The organism is Pedobacter alluvionis (genome assembly GCF_003664035.1).
Taxonomy (GTDB): domain Bacteria; phylum Bacteroidota; class Bacteroidia; order Sphingobacteriales; family Sphingobacteriaceae; genus Pedobacter; species Pedobacter alluvionis.
Window position 1 is genome coordinate 633,586 of sequence record NZ_RCCK01000011.1, and the last position, 14,435, is coordinate 648,020.

Genomic DNA, 14,435 nt, shown 5'->3' on the forward strand with positions numbered 1-14,435 from the left:
GAAAGGGTTCTCCCGCAGATCACAGAGATATTCGCTGATTTTTTCCTTATAAATTTTCAGTCTCAGCGGAGTCGAAGACCAGCTAATGATTTGCCCGCTGAGCCTTTTCTCTTGTTGTACTTCATGATTAAAAAGCAACAGCAGCACATAAGTACTAAGATTAGCTTCGCTGAGCACTACGTGGTTCCCGCCTGCGCGGGAATGACGACCGCTTTAGTTCTGCGCCCATCACCTTAAATCTGCGGGAAAATATTAAGAAAGGATTCTCCCGCTGATCTCTCAGATATACGCAGATTTTTCCTTATAAAATTGTCGGTCTGAGCGGAGTCGGGGACATCCAACTTTGCGTCCTCTGCGCTTTCTCTTTGCAATCTTTGCGGTTAAAACACGTTACTCCGTTAATCAGACTCAGGACTTCAGACTCAGGACTCCAGACTACCCCCCGGCTCTGTTCTTAACATCATCTGCCGCCGTTTTCCGGTCATGGTTTGATTTTAGATTTTGGTTACCAAAACTATAACTGATATTAAAAGATACCCTTCTGCTAATGTAATTGTTCTGCACCCTTAAATTCACATTTTGATAATCGAGCGTTCCTTTCCAGTAGTTGGTTTGGAAAATATCATCAACATTTAACTTAAGTTTTAAAGCTTTGCTTAAGAAACTTTTCTGCACACCTATATTTAAGGCATACTGATAAATAGTGGTCCGTTCCAAGCCTCTAACTTTTGGCGAGTTTAACCAGAAATTGGTTTCTAATGCCCAGTTATCGCCTAAAATAATCGAATTTACAGTATTAAAATTGTAGAATACTTTACTTAAAGCAAAAGGGGCACCTTCTAAATTATCATCATTAAATTTGTTATATGAAATCCTAAAATTGTTTTGCAAATTCCACCATTTGGCAATAGTTACCGGAACAGATAAACCTGCTGAGTAGTATTGTCCGCTGCCAATATTCCCTTGCCCTACAGTAACTATCCGGGTGCTATCGTTTTGTGCGGTTTTACTATCTAAAATCAAATCTTTTGTTTTAGCATAACTTAAAGAAAAAAATAATCCACTTTTATAATTATAACTCACTTCGAAATTATTGGTAAACTGAGGCTTCAAATATGGATTGCCCTGTTGTATGGTGTAAGGATCCATATAAAAATTAAATGGATTTAACTGCTGGTAATTTGGTCTATCTATCCGTCGGCCATAGGTGTAATGTAGATTGCTACTTTCAGAAATTTTCTGGTTAACAAAAATCGTTGGGAATAATGATAAATAATGCTGTTTTACTGAGGTATTATTGGTTACCGATGTCCCGGTTGATTGTGTAAACTCTGCCCGTAAACCCGCCTGAACTTGCCACTTGCCCAAATCTTTTGATAAATTTGCATAAGCTGCATTTACGTTTTCTTTGTAAATAAAATTATTGCTTTGCCCTACAACATTTTGCCATTCGTTATTTACCATTGCTAAGGATAAAAAATCGTTATTGGTTTTAACATAGGCACTTTTTAAACCGGTTTCTATTTTAGTAGTTTTTGACAGCGGCCAGGTGAAATCTGTTTTTGCAGCATAAATATCAATGGCTGTTTTACTATCGTTTTTAATGATTGTATTGTTGTAAACAGTCCCTTTTTCATCGTAAAAGTTAGTGTTAAAATTCTCCAGACCGGAATAATCAAATCCGGAGTAATCGACATCGAAATTTAAGCTGGCACCTTCCTTTTTAAAATCATGTCTGATATTAAAATTTGCACTATAATTTTTGTTTGGGGTATTCGCATCAGAATTTTGGATTAAAGAATTATTGCCCGCAACCCCATTCCTGATTTCATTTATAAAGGTTTGAGAGAAATTATCCAGTTTACGTGTATTCGTACTGCCATCAAACATTATACCGATGGTTGTTTTTTCGCCTGCGTAATAATCAGCCCCCAGTTTTGCCGCCAACCGCGATCCGGTATATATTTTCTGAAAATCCTGGTTAAACATACTCTGTAAACCATTGGCATTGGTGCTCCGCTCTAAAAATAAATTCGAAAAATTATTGTTTTTAGAGGCATTCGCATTGGTGAAAAAATTCCACTTTTCTACACGGTGATTTAAATTAAAGTTAAGTTCCGATCCGTAAATATTGGTGGGTAAGTTAGCCCTTATTGCATTTCGATAGGTTGATGATACACTTCCGTTTGTACCAAATGCTTTATTCTTTTTTAGTTTAATGTTAATAATACCTGCATTACCGGCAGCATCGTATTTAGCCGATGGGTTTGTAATAATTTCGATGGTAGCAATCTGGCTGCTGCTTAAGCCATTTAGATAAACCGTTAAATCAGCACTCGATAAAAAGTTGTTCTTTCCATCAATCATCACCATCACACCCGATTTATTGTTTAATAAAATCTGATCATTTTGCCTGTCTAACTGTACGCCAGGTGCCTTCTCTAAAATTTCGAGTGCCGTACCACCTGTTGCAATAATGCTGTTCTCTACATTCAGTACCATTTTATCAATCTGGTGTTCAATAAAAGGCTTTTTGCCCTGAACGCTTACTTCTTTCAATTGTTTGGTTAAACTTTCGATGCTGATAACAGGTAATTTTAAATCTCCGTTGAGTAAGAAATGCGCTGTTTTTTTACTTTTAAAACCAACTATCGAAACCGAGAGAACATAGTCGCCACTTTTTAACTGGTCTATGCTAAACTCACCATCTATATTGGTTGATACACTTTTCACAACCGTGGTATCCGGATAGTTCAACACCCTTACAATCGCAAACGACACCGGAACAGTCTTTTCATCGACGATTTTTCCCGTCAGTGTATTTAATTTTTGGGCAAAAGAAGCCCCACACACCATCAGGCATGCAATTAGCGTAAATAATGTTTTCATGGTTTCTGCTTTTTAGGTAAGATCGTCATCTCGCTTTATCGTCATCTCGACTGAAAGCGCAGCTAAACGGAGAGATCTATTTTAATAGGTTTCTATTTTTTAATTGACTATTCTTCAGGCGCTATCCCCAACTCTTCTTTAACTTCCTTAATCCGGTTTGATACAGAATCCTGATAAAGGGTATCATTAGGTTTATCTTTTTGCAAGTGGTCTAAATCACTTAACTCCTGCTCTAACTTTTCCTTTTTTAACGCCTCTTCTTTTAATTGCGCAACACATTTCAATCCATCATCTGTCATAATCCAAACACTATAATCATTGTGGTCATTTTCCCTGTTGTTGCAATCCCATGTCCAATAATTATTAACATAGCGGTAAGCATCCTGTTTTAAAAGCAATCTGGTTCCCACCGGGATTTCAAGATTTAACCTTACTTCCTGGTTTCTCCAGATGGTTCCCTTTCTCAATTGAAACCGCGGACTAAAAATCAGTTCAGAATCTTTCATTACATAATTGTAGCTAATGTTCTGCGCATTTTGCAAGGCACTTTGAAAGGTTTTACCTTGCGATTCGTACTTCTGTGTTAAACGGGTAACACCAGTTTCACTTTTGTTAATATCAATGCGGATATGGTTTGGTGAAACAAATGGTCCATCTTCAAAATCATCAACTACAATCTGGTGGCGGTTGTTCGCATCAATGTGGTAAGCCACGCTATCTTCTTTACTGAAATATTTACTTTTATCGATATTGATGGTATATACCGGATAAGCTTTCAGGTCGGTTGTTTGTGTTAACTCTGCATGTTGCTTAAATTCTGATGAAATTTTGGCCGCCTGATAACCTGTTATAGCCACACCAGCTAACCAGATAATTAACAAAGCGAAAGAAAGTGTTTTATTAATGGCCTGTTTGTTAAAAGCTACCCTGATCGAGAATAATACCAGAGCCAAAACCGGTACAAAGCAAACAATAAATGCACCAAATAAAATTGCCCCCCTATTGCCTTCATTGATAATAGAGAAAGGGAAATATTCGTAAATACTCGCATCCCAAAATCCCTGAAAAGCAGCTGTACCAATAATTAAAGTAAGTAAAAAGAGTACGCCAAAAACAATAATGAAACCTGCAATTACTTTAAAAATAACCTTACCGGTACCTGAAATAAAGCGACCAAGCCATTCGAAAAACTCACCAATAAAAATCCCCAGGCGGGCAAATATTGGTTGGGCATGTTTGTTTACCTCTCCTAAACGTTCTTTAACCGCTTGTAATTCTTCGTCCAGGTTCTTTTGAAATCCCTGAAGGTTTGCAGGCTCGCCTTTCATCTCCATGCGTTCAATCCGGGATTTTGCTTTAGGCATGATGATCCAGAGTATGGCGTATACCAATATTCCAAATCCACCCGCAAAACTGATCAGTAACGTTGCCAGCCTGATCCATTTAGGGTCTGCATTTACAAAGTGTGCAATACCGGCGCAAACACCTGCAACCACACGGTCGTCCATATCGCGGTATAATTTTTTCTCTACATACTGGTGTTGGTAGGTACTGTTAATTACAGGTTCTTCCTCACCTTCTTCTACAGTATCAAAATCCTGTACCCTGCCCATTTGCGCAATCACAGCGTTCACATTGGCCGAATCTACCACCTGTTTTTTCTGTTCTTCCAATTGTTCAGTCAGCAGCTCTGCAATCCGGTTTTCAATATCCGTTACAATTTCAAGGTCATCTGCATGGTTGGCAAAATAGTGTTTTACTTCGTTCAGGTAGGCCTTTAAGCGTTCGTATGCACTTTCTTCAATGTGAATAATTGTGTTTCCTATATTGATGATGATGGTCTTTTCCATTTCCTTTTTTACTAATTATGAATTGGCTCCTTTTTGTGAAATACCTACAGCATAAGCCAGCTCCTGCCAGGTTTGATCTAATTGTGATAAAATGCCCCGACCATCTTCGGTTAAGGTATAATATTTACGCGGTGGGCCCGAGGTAGACTCTACCCAGTTGTAGCTTAACAAACCGTTGTTTTTAAGCCTGGTTAATAATGGATATAATGTACCCTCAACCACCAATAGCTTTGCCGCCCTTAATTCGGCAATAATATCCGAAGCATAAATTTCGCCCCGTGAGATGATTGATAAAACACAGTATTCCAGAATTCCCTTCCGCATTTGCGTTTGCGTATTTTCTGCTATCATATAACAAAGATATATGTTTTATATACTACTATGCAATACATAGTACTAAAATAAATCAAAGTAGCTTCTTAAAATATTGATTATCAATTATATAATTTTAAATTAAATTTTGTGATTTGGAAATAATTCTGTAAAAGCTGAAAATTTTTGATGTTTTTTTGAAAAGCAAGGTTCTGTAATGCTTCGGTTTTTGCCGTCCTGCTATCACCTATAGTCCCGATTTCGCCTGTGCTAAATTTACGAAGTTTGCCCTGCCCATGCCTGTTAAACTTTGTAAGTTGGCCTGCCTTAAAATCGGGAGCTATTTGGTTCTATCAGGTTTATTTGGGAGGGGTTGGTATGATGTATTTTTAACCACAGATCTACACAGATAAACACGGATTTTTTTATCTATGGTTAAATTATTTTACCTGTGCCAATGGCCTAACGTATAACATTAAGGGCTGGTACTCCGAGCGCTCAGACTTACGAAGTTTGTCCAGCTTGGTGTTAAGGAAACTTCGTAAGTCAGCCTGGCGCGGCCACAGATTTCCCTAAAGCCCTTTAAATTCCGAAGTCTTCTATCACAAAAGCCCATTTCAGACTGCGGAATTTAGCCATAGGAATTAAATACATAAATACGATAGATTTAATATATTTTAATAATTTTGCAGCGTCTTAACTTATTTTCATGAAGAAATCTATTGCCAGCATTGTTACCGAGGCAAACGAAAGCGGCGAAGGAACGCTTAAAAGAACCTTAGGCCCCATCAACCTGATTTTAATTGGTGTTGGCTTAACGCTTGGGGCAGGTTTATTTTCGATTACGGGTTTGGCAGCAGCCAATCATTCCGGTCCTGCGGTTACCCTATCATTTATAATTGCCGCTTTAGGCTGTGGTTTTGCGGCACTATGTTATGCAGAATTTGCCTCTATGATTCCCGTTGCAGGTAGTGCTTATACCTATTCTTATGCCACCATGGGCGAACTTTTCGCCTGGATTATTGGTTGGGATCTGGTATTGGAATATTCTGTGGGTTGCGCAACTGTAGCCATTAGCTGGTCGCAGTATTTAACCCGGTTTTTAGCCAGCTTACACATTTATCTTCCCCCGCAGCTAACCTTATCTCCTTTCGAAACCGCTAAACTTGCCGATGGCTCTACTGTTAATGGCATTATTAACATTCCCGCAGCATTGGTTGTGGTATTAATGACGGCCATACTCATCCGTGGCACCAAAGGCTCGGCCATTGTAAATGGAATTATTGTGTTTCTTAAAGTGGGTGTAGTTTTAGTTTTTATTGCTTTAGGTTGGCAATATATTGATCCGGCAAATTATCATCCTTATATCCCCGAAAATACAGGAACATTTGGTCAGTTTGGCTGGAGCGGTGTATTACGCGGCGCCGGACTGGTATTTTTTGTATTTATTGGTTTTGATGCCGTTGCCGCTTCCGCACAGGAAACCAAAAACCCGGCGAGAGATTTACCGATCGGCATCATTGGCTCATTGGTGGTTTGTACTGTTTTATTCGGATTGTTCGGTCATGTAATGACAGGGTTGGCCAATTACAAAGAATTTGCCAATAGCGGCGCTCCGGTAGCTATAGCCATCGAAAAAACTCCTTATGCATGGTTAAGTCAGGCTATTATTCTGGCTATCCTGATCGGCTATACTTCAGTAATTTTAATCGATTTAATGGCGCAATCGCGAATGTTTTATTCCATCAGTAAAGATGGATTATTGCCAAAAATGTTCTCTGATGTACATGCAAAATTTAAAACACCATATAAATCGAACATTATACTTTGTGTATTTATTGGACTTTTTGCTGCATTTGTACCCATGAATGTAGTAGGCGAAATGACCAGCATTGGCACCCTACTGGCCTTTTTAATGGTTTGCGTAGGCATCCTGATCTTAAGAAAAACAGATCCTGAAGCCAAACGTCCATTTAGGGTACCTTTGGTGCCTCTAATCCCAATTCTGGGCATTTTAACCTGTATTGCCATGATGGTATTTCTACCATGGGAAACCTGGGTTAGACTAGCGGTATGGTTGATTATTGGATTAGCAATTTACTTCGGCTATGGTAAAAAGAACAGTAAATTAAATGCTGTAGCAAAGCAGGTCGAAAAGCCACAATAAAATATTACTATACATATTGGGCAGTCTGGTTGTATGGAATATCCAACAAGTTGATTGCCCTTTTTTAATCATAAGTCGTATTTACAACCGCATAAATATCAATTCGTTAAGAAAAAATATTAGTTATCCACAATTTAACATTTTTCTGAATTTTTGGCTTGGGATTTGCCTTAATAAAATCAACCCTATTAAAACATTATCCCATGATTATTAAATTAGACACATCACTTTTCAGACTTTCGAGACACAAAGCTGAAACCGTAAAAAAAGTTGCAACACCACTTACAAAAGACCAATGGATTACTGCTGACAGAATCGTAATGGCTGCGATGTTTATTGTCACTATTATTGGCGCCATCTTATTTTAATTTCCGATGATTGATCAAAAATCTTCAGAAATTAATGCTTTATTTATCATCACTGCGGCCACGGTTCCAGCGGCTGTAACAATCGATAACGACCTGAACAAGGTTGCACAATCTCCTGCGGCATAAACGCCCTTTGCAGTAGTTTCCTGCTGCTCATCTACTTTTATCGTTTTTAGATCTGTTAATTCGAATCCGAGCTGTTCACTAAAATTTACGTGCTGTTCTATTTCAGGTTTAACGTAAATTGCTTTAAAGGCTATCTTATCTCCACTTGTAAAAACAATGTTTTCTAGCTGACCATTTTGGTGTTCCAGTTCAGTAATCTCCTCTTCTAAAACAGTAATCGATTTAGACTTTAGTTTTTCGGTTTGCTCGGCTGTAAATTCCGATTTCCCATTGGTTAAAATGCTTAAATCTTTATTCCAAAGGTGAAGGTTTTTGGCCATCTCAAATGCATGCTCGCCATTCATTAACAGGCCTACTTTTTCATTTTTTACTTCGTAGCCATGGCAATAAGGACAATGGATAGCAGAAATGGCCCAGCATGCTGCCAATCCTTTAATATCGGGCAGCATATCTTTTAAACCTGTGGCCAATAATAATTTACGAGAAGTAAAATATTTTCCATCTTCCAGCCCAACACTAAATCCACCTTCCATTTGTTTAGCTGAATCGGCTTTTGCATTTAAAAATTTAACCGTTGAATATTTTAACACTTCGGCTTTTGCTACCTTGGAAATTTCGGCTGGCCGGTCGCCATCATGCGTCAAAAAATTATGCGAATGAGGGGTTTGCCTGTTACAGGGTTTGTCGGCATCGATTATCAGAACATTCCGGGTTGAACGGCCTAAAGTTAATGCGGCAGATAAACCAGCATAGCTACCTCCAATTATAATTACATCAAAATCCATATTCTTATCTTTTCATACAAATATCCGAATTAAGATTACAAATGCAACATTGATGCACTAATTGAATGTCATTTTATTTTTTGAAAATTACCGCCTTAATGAAGTTCCCATAATAAAAACGCAGTTCTAAGATCTTGTAACCTGCATTTATAAAGTAAGGATTCATGTCGATCAGGTGATTTGCCTCTACAATTCCCAGTAATTTAAAAAAGCTGTACATCGATTTGAGCAACAGCCATTTCCACCAGTTCCCATTATTTTTGTTTAGCGCAAAATCGACCAAAAACCACAGGCCATCTTTTTTCAAACACGCATTCAATTGTTCAAATACTTTTGCGGCCCGTTGCTCTGCGAAATTATCGAAAAGAAACGGTGTTAAAATCACATCAAATATGGTATCCGTTCTAAAATCCTCAATGCCAAGATTCACAAATTCGACCTGGTTGCTTTTACAGTTCCGTTTTTGAGAAAGTGCTATCATTTTAGCTGATATTTCCACGTAAACTAGCTTTAAGCCACTGGAATATATTTTTGCAAGTTCTTCCAAAATCCACCCTGTTCCACCACCTACAATTAAAACTGAGCTATCTTTTGGAATATACTGTAGCTGATTGATCTGCGCATTAACCTGCGATTTAAAAAACACCAAACGGCTTAAGGTATCGTAATGATTGGCTATTTTATCGTAGTTGTTATTCATTGTATCAGGTATGGAGTATCAAGTATTGAGAATCAAGTATCAAGACAGACCTCTCAAATGTAATATACGCTTTGGCCTTTACTCTTTGGTCTTTATGTTTAATGCACAAACTGCATCCCGATTATCCCGCATATTGCCTTAAACAGGATGAGTCCATCAATTACCATCAGATAATAGAGGATGTTTTTTCTCCTGTGCATAGAATAGGCCACGTAAATGGTTAATATAAATGGCAGAATATTAAATAAAACCTGCGGTATTCCGAAGCCTTTGTAACTGGCAAATATGCCTAGCGAGATTAAACCAATAATTAACAGCGGAATCAAAATATTAAAAATTGTTCTCCTCAGGCCGTATCGCACTACAAAAGTCCTTAAATGTTTATTGGCATCGGTGGGATAATCTTTAATGTCGAAAATGATTGCGTTTACCGTGCAGAACATCCAGTTTTTAATAAACAGCCAGGTCCAAAGCACGGAATCATGATAGCCTACCCCTGTTTCAATTTTAAGCATAATTAAGGGCAGTACATTGGCACAACAGGCCCAAACAAAACCGATGACGAAAGCTTTTAACCAACCGGTATTGCGCAGATTGAATTTTAAGAAAGATTTAGGCAATAAACCGTAGTATAAACCTCCTGCAATAATGATAATTACAATGGCTATCCAATAACTGAGCGGAAGTGCCAGAATATGCTGAAAGTTTTGGTAAAGTAGATTAATGGCCAACAGCATGCAAGAAATAAAAAGCACTGCCTGACTCCAATTGATAAATTTCTTATGCTCGAAATACCACTGGTTACGGGGATTGGTGGTGGATGGTGCAGTAGAAACCTTATTGTAAGCGTAGGTATAATAAATAGTCGGTGCCAAAAACAACAACAGGTAGTAATTTAATGAATTAAATGGCAACCTTAATTGGAGAGTAGCCTCGAGTGTAAGGGCAACAGCCAGAATGCCTACAAAGTAGTTTCCAAAAAATATAAACCTGATTATTTTACCGAGCATTTGCTACTGTTTATCGTCAGGCAATTTCGGATATATAATTGAATAAGGTAAATAATATTGGTTAAAATAATTGATACTCATTATTAGAACCTTAGTAGTATTGTTTAGCGATTTAACTCAAAATTGTCATTCTGAACGCAGTGAAGAATCTTTAAGGGAATGATCTTGAACTTAAAAGGAATCAATCACAGGTGATATTTTAGGCGTTAAGGATTCTTCACTTCGTTCAGAATGATAGCGCAAAAAAAAGCCTTACAGTTTCATGATAAGCTTCGGTGGAAAATGATCCCGATTGGAAATCGGGACGCCCCACTTGGTGTAAACGAGGTGCGCTAAACCAGCTGAGCTACTTCCATAAATAGCAATAAAAAAGCCTCTCAATAAATTGAAAGGCTTTTTGTTGTGGGAAATGAGGGGTTCGAACCCCCGACCCCCTCGGTGTAAACGAGGTGCTCTGAACCAGCTGAGCTAATTTCCCTATTGGTAATGTTTTAAAATCATCTCGGCCTTTTCGATCCGACCCTCCCGACTAATAATGTCGGGATGCTCTGAACCAGCTGAGCTAATTTCCCTTTTCAGGTGTATTTCAAAGTTTGATAAAAAAGCCTTCCAGTATACTGAAAGGCTTAGTGGGAAATGAGGGGTTCGAACCCCCGACCCCCTCGGTGTAAACGAGGTGCTCTGAACCAGCTGAGCTAATTTCCCTTTTATAATTTTGTCAAACTTAATGCCCCATCCTCCGTTTGGGAATGCAAATATAGCGCTATAAAACTGTTCTGCAAATCTTTTTTTCTTTTTTTTCAACTTAACAAAGTTTCGAGGATTTTGTGTGATTGCACCACCCCAAAAGAAGCTGTATGTAAGGTATAGAAAACCAATACCTTATCTAACAAAAAGCGCCGTTGGGTATTGCTTAACTTTATTTCAGAAACTTTTTCGAGCGGTGAATCAAACAACGAAATAAAACCTATCGCATCCTCTAATTGTAAATAATTGGAGTGGATTGGTAGCCTGGAGGTAAACGCTCCCTCCTGCAGATCGAAATAAATCTGATCGGTTCTTCTTTTCTCATTGGGCGAAAAGCCTAAAAAACGGGTAAGCTTTAATAAAAAGGATAAATGAAAATTTGGGTTTATCTCTTCCACTTCGTCAAACCAGGCTATCGAATTGAAAATGTAGTCGAATAAACTTTCATCTGCTGATTGTTGTCTGATACTTTTATACAGTACCTCATTTAAAAAAATAACGATACTGGTTTTAATCATATCGTAAGGGATACTTTTAAAAACAGGTGTTTGCCGAACTTCCGATATCCTCTGAATATTGGTATTTGCTTTATGATAAACCACCATATCAAGCAAATGCAGCGATTGCAGCATGTTCATCTTTATCTTCGCTTTTGGTTTTTTAACACCATTAATGAGGTAAGACTGCATACCAAATTTATCGGTAAGTACCTGCACCACCACACTGCTTTCGCTGTAGTTTGTAGTCTTTAAAACAATGCCTCTAACTTTGTGCAACATCCGATTAAAACAATTTTTTCAAAAGTATGTTATTTGTGCAAATTTAATTGTGCGAAAAGTAATCAGGTTTTACAAATAAGATTAGTTTTGCCTTTAATATTATTAAAACTAAGCTGCACATGTGGGTTAAGCTATCGAGATTTATTCTTCAGAACCGTATCGCAATCATCGTATTTTTTGTATTAGGAACAATTTTCATGGCTTATCAGGCCAAAAATGTAAAACTCTCTTACACTGGGAGCAAGATCCTGCCGGTTACCGATAGTGCTTTTGTGAAGTATAACGCTTTTAAGAAAACGTTTGGTGAAGATGGAAGTGTAATGGTGGTGGGAATACAATCGCCTGATATTTTCAAAAAAGAAGTGTACAACCAATGGGTTCAGCTTTCGAACGATATTCAGAAATTAAAGGGCATTAAACAGGTTTTATCTTCAGGACGTATTTTTCAACTCGAAAAAGACACTGTAAACCAAAAATTTGTTTTAAAGCCATTACCTGGTGGTCTGGTTAAAACCGATGCTGAAATGGATTCGATCAGGAATACCATTTATAGTAATCCGTTTTTTGAAGGATTGGTTTACAACCGTCAGAATGCCACATTAATGGCCATCACTTTCGATACCAAAATCCTGAATACTGCCGAACGCAATCCCATTTTAAAGGAAATTGAAGCTAAAGCAAGAGCTTTTCAGGCATCTACTAAAATTCAGGTGCATATTTCAGGCCTGCCTTATATCCGTACAGCAGTAAGTAAACTGGTGAGTAACGAATTTGTATTGTTTCTGGGCCTTTCAATCCTGGTTTCGGCATTAATCCTATTGTTTTTCTTCAAGAAATTTTATGCCGTATTCTTCCCTATTTTAGTGGTAGTAATGGGTGTAATCTGGAGCATTGGTACTTTAGTATTGTTCGGTTTTGAACTGACCATTTTAACGGGACTGATTCCACCACTTATTGTAATTATTGGTATTCCTAACAGTATTTTATTGTTAAATAAATATCAGAATGAGCTCAGAAAGCATGGCGATAAACAAAAAGCTTTAAGCATAACCATCGAGCGGATCGCCATCACCACATTGATTGCTAACATTACTGCAGCTATCGGATTTGGGGTGTTATACTTTACCGGAAGTGAGTTATTGATGCAATTCGGCAGTGTAGCCTCTATTAACGTAATGGTTACCTGGTTAATGTGTTTGTGTTTAATTCCAATTATTTTCAGCTACTTACCAGCGCCAAAACTAAAAGCGCAAAACCATGTTGAGGAAGGCTTTTTGCATAAACTATTAGTTAAAACCGATACACTTGTTCAAAATAAGAGTGGATTAATTTATATCGGAACGCTTATCATCTCCATCATTGCCTTTATTGGAGTGATGAAAATAAATGTAAACGGTTATGTGGTTGATGACCTGCCTAAAAACTCCGAAATTTTAACAGATTTAAAGTTCTTTGAGAAAAATTTTGAAGGTATTTTACCTTTGGAAGTAAGTGTAGATACCAAGAAAAAGAACGGAGTTTTCAACCTAACCAATCTGAAAAGAATGGAAAAGCTGGAGAAGATGATTTCTGCCTATCCTGAGTTTTCGCGTTCTATTTCGGTAAACATGGGGCTAAAATATGCTACTCAGGCATTCTACAATAATGACTCTACCTTTTTTCGTTTACCAGACAATTTAGAAAAGAACTTTATCCTAGCCTACATTGCCAATGGCGGTAAAGGAAATGCAAGTTTGTTAACCAACTTTATCAGTAAAGGAAATCAAAGTACAAGGATCAGTTTTCAAATGGCTGATGTTGGCTCTAAACGTTTGGACGCCATTATGGCCGAGTTAAAACCGCGTATCGATAGTATTTTGCCTCCATCTAAATTTGATGTAGAGCTGACCGGATCAAGCATTATCTTTTCTAAGGGGACGGATTATATGTTAAGGCACCTGGTAGAAAGTATTGCGCTTGCCATCGTATTGATTTCTCTTTTAAGGCTGGCACAGTTTAAGAGCTTGGGCATAATGTTCATTTCCTTGCTTCCGAACATTGTTCCTTTAATTATTACCGCAGGAATTATGGGTTATTTTGGAATTTCCTTAAAACCTTCGACCATATTAATTTTCACAATTGCCTTTGGTTTGGCATCCGATCAGACCATTTATTTCTTAACACGTTATCAACAGGAATTAAACCTGACCAATTTCAGTGTACCTAAGGTAATTACGGATACCATTACCGAAACAGGTGTAAGCATGACGCATATTGCTTTAATCTTATTCTTCGGTTTTGGAATATTCACCGCCTCTACTTTTGGAGGAACGGTAGTGCTGGGCTTGCTCCTATCCATCACCTTATTGGTAGCCTTAATTTTCAATTTAACACTATTGCCGGCACTGGTTTTATGGCTGGATAAAAAGAAGGTAAGAAAACCGGTATCTGATGAAGAATCGGCGAAGAATGCAGGCGAGTTTGACCATTAATGAGTTGGGAGTTTTCAGTTAGCAGTTTGGAGTTCCGGTGGCTTAACCTGAACAGAATAGATATCATTCAAAGCCTTGGGTTTAAACCCAAGGCTATTTTATTTTGATAAAAGTCTTCCATGGTTCGTGTCCTCACGAAACATAAGCTATGTTTTCGGTACGCGGAGACGCGCCAAAGTCATGGGATCCGTATAACGATCAAGTAAGAAAAAGTGGCAAATGCCAGTCCAT

At 38.0% G+C, this 14,435-nt stretch carries 10 protein-coding genes and 2 tRNA genes; 3 read left to right on the forward strand and 9 right to left on the reverse strand.

Annotated elements, in window-relative coordinates:
- Positions 1-435 precede the first annotated feature (435 nt).
- From BCL90_RS10450 to BCL90_RS10460, 3 genes are all read right to left on the reverse strand, one after another.
- The gene (locus BCL90_RS10450) at positions 436-2,889 is read right to left on the reverse strand and encodes an outer membrane beta-barrel family protein (protein WP_121283926.1); all 2,454 of its coding nucleotides are present in this window, start codon (positions 2,887-2,889) and stop codon (positions 436-438) included.
- A 107-nt stretch (positions 2,890-2,996) separates the two neighbouring features.
- Positions 2,997-4,739 (reverse strand): PspC domain-containing protein, encoded by a 1,743-nt coding sequence (locus BCL90_RS10455; protein WP_121283927.1) that lies wholly within the window; start codon positions 4,737-4,739, stop codon positions 2,997-2,999.
- A 15-nt stretch (positions 4,740-4,754) separates the two neighbouring features.
- Positions 4,755-5,090, reverse strand: a complete 336-nt coding sequence (locus BCL90_RS10460) for a PadR family transcriptional regulator (RefSeq protein ID WP_055903176.1) — start codon at positions 5,088-5,090, stop codon at positions 4,755-4,757.
- A 670-nt stretch (positions 5,091-5,760) separates the two neighbouring features.
- On the opposite strand from BCL90_RS10460, the gene BCL90_RS10465 reads away from it, so the two are divergent.
- Together BCL90_RS10465 and BCL90_RS25690 are read left to right on the forward strand one after the other, a co-directional pair.
- Positions 5,761-7,218: an amino acid permease gene (locus BCL90_RS10465; RefSeq protein ID WP_121283928.1), complete on the forward strand. Its 1,458-nt coding sequence runs from the start codon at positions 5,761-5,763 to the stop codon at positions 7,216-7,218.
- Positions 7,219-7,421: 203 nt separating this feature from the next.
- On the forward strand, positions 7,422-7,586 hold the full coding sequence (locus BCL90_RS25690; RefSeq protein WP_166792111.1) for a hypothetical protein: 165 nt from the start codon (positions 7,422-7,424) through the stop codon (positions 7,584-7,586).
- A gap of 14 nt (positions 7,587-7,600) precedes the next feature.
- Here BCL90_RS25690 and BCL90_RS10470 read toward each other — a convergent pair whose 3' ends face one another.
- The 6 genes from BCL90_RS10470 to recO form a co-directional block, all read right to left on the reverse strand.
- Entirely contained in the window at positions 7,601-8,497 is an 897-nt protein-coding gene (locus BCL90_RS10470; RefSeq protein ID WP_121283929.1) for an NAD(P)/FAD-dependent oxidoreductase, read from the reverse strand.
- A 73-nt stretch (positions 8,498-8,570) separates the two neighbouring features.
- Positions 8,571-9,197 (reverse strand): class I SAM-dependent methyltransferase, encoded by a 627-nt coding sequence (locus BCL90_RS10475; protein WP_121283930.1) that lies wholly within the window; start codon positions 9,195-9,197, stop codon positions 8,571-8,573.
- A gap of 98 nt (positions 9,198-9,295) precedes the next feature.
- Positions 9,296-10,207 carry a UbiA prenyltransferase family protein gene (locus BCL90_RS10480; RefSeq protein ID WP_121283931.1) on the reverse strand — a complete coding sequence of 304 codons (912 nt, stop codon included), beginning with the start codon at positions 10,205-10,207 and terminating at the stop codon, positions 9,296-9,298.
- 403 nt (positions 10,208-10,610) lie between these two features.
- A tRNA-Val gene (locus tag BCL90_RS10485) sits at positions 10,611-10,685 on the reverse strand.
- A 152-nt stretch (positions 10,686-10,837) separates the two neighbouring features.
- Positions 10,838-10,912, reverse strand: a tRNA-Val gene (locus tag BCL90_RS10490).
- A 95-nt stretch (positions 10,913-11,007) separates the two neighbouring features.
- A complete protein-coding gene (gene recO / locus BCL90_RS10495) occupies positions 11,008-11,733 on the reverse strand; it encodes a DNA repair protein RecO (RefSeq protein ID WP_121283932.1) in 726 nt (241 codons plus the stop codon).
- A 119-nt stretch (positions 11,734-11,852) separates the two neighbouring features.
- Between recO and BCL90_RS10500 the strand changes: the two genes are divergently transcribed.
- Positions 11,853-14,204, forward strand: a complete 2,352-nt coding sequence (locus tag BCL90_RS10500; protein ID WP_244094998.1) for an efflux RND transporter permease subunit — start codon at positions 11,853-11,855, stop codon at positions 14,202-14,204.
- The last annotated feature ends 231 nt before the right edge of the window (positions 14,205-14,435 follow it).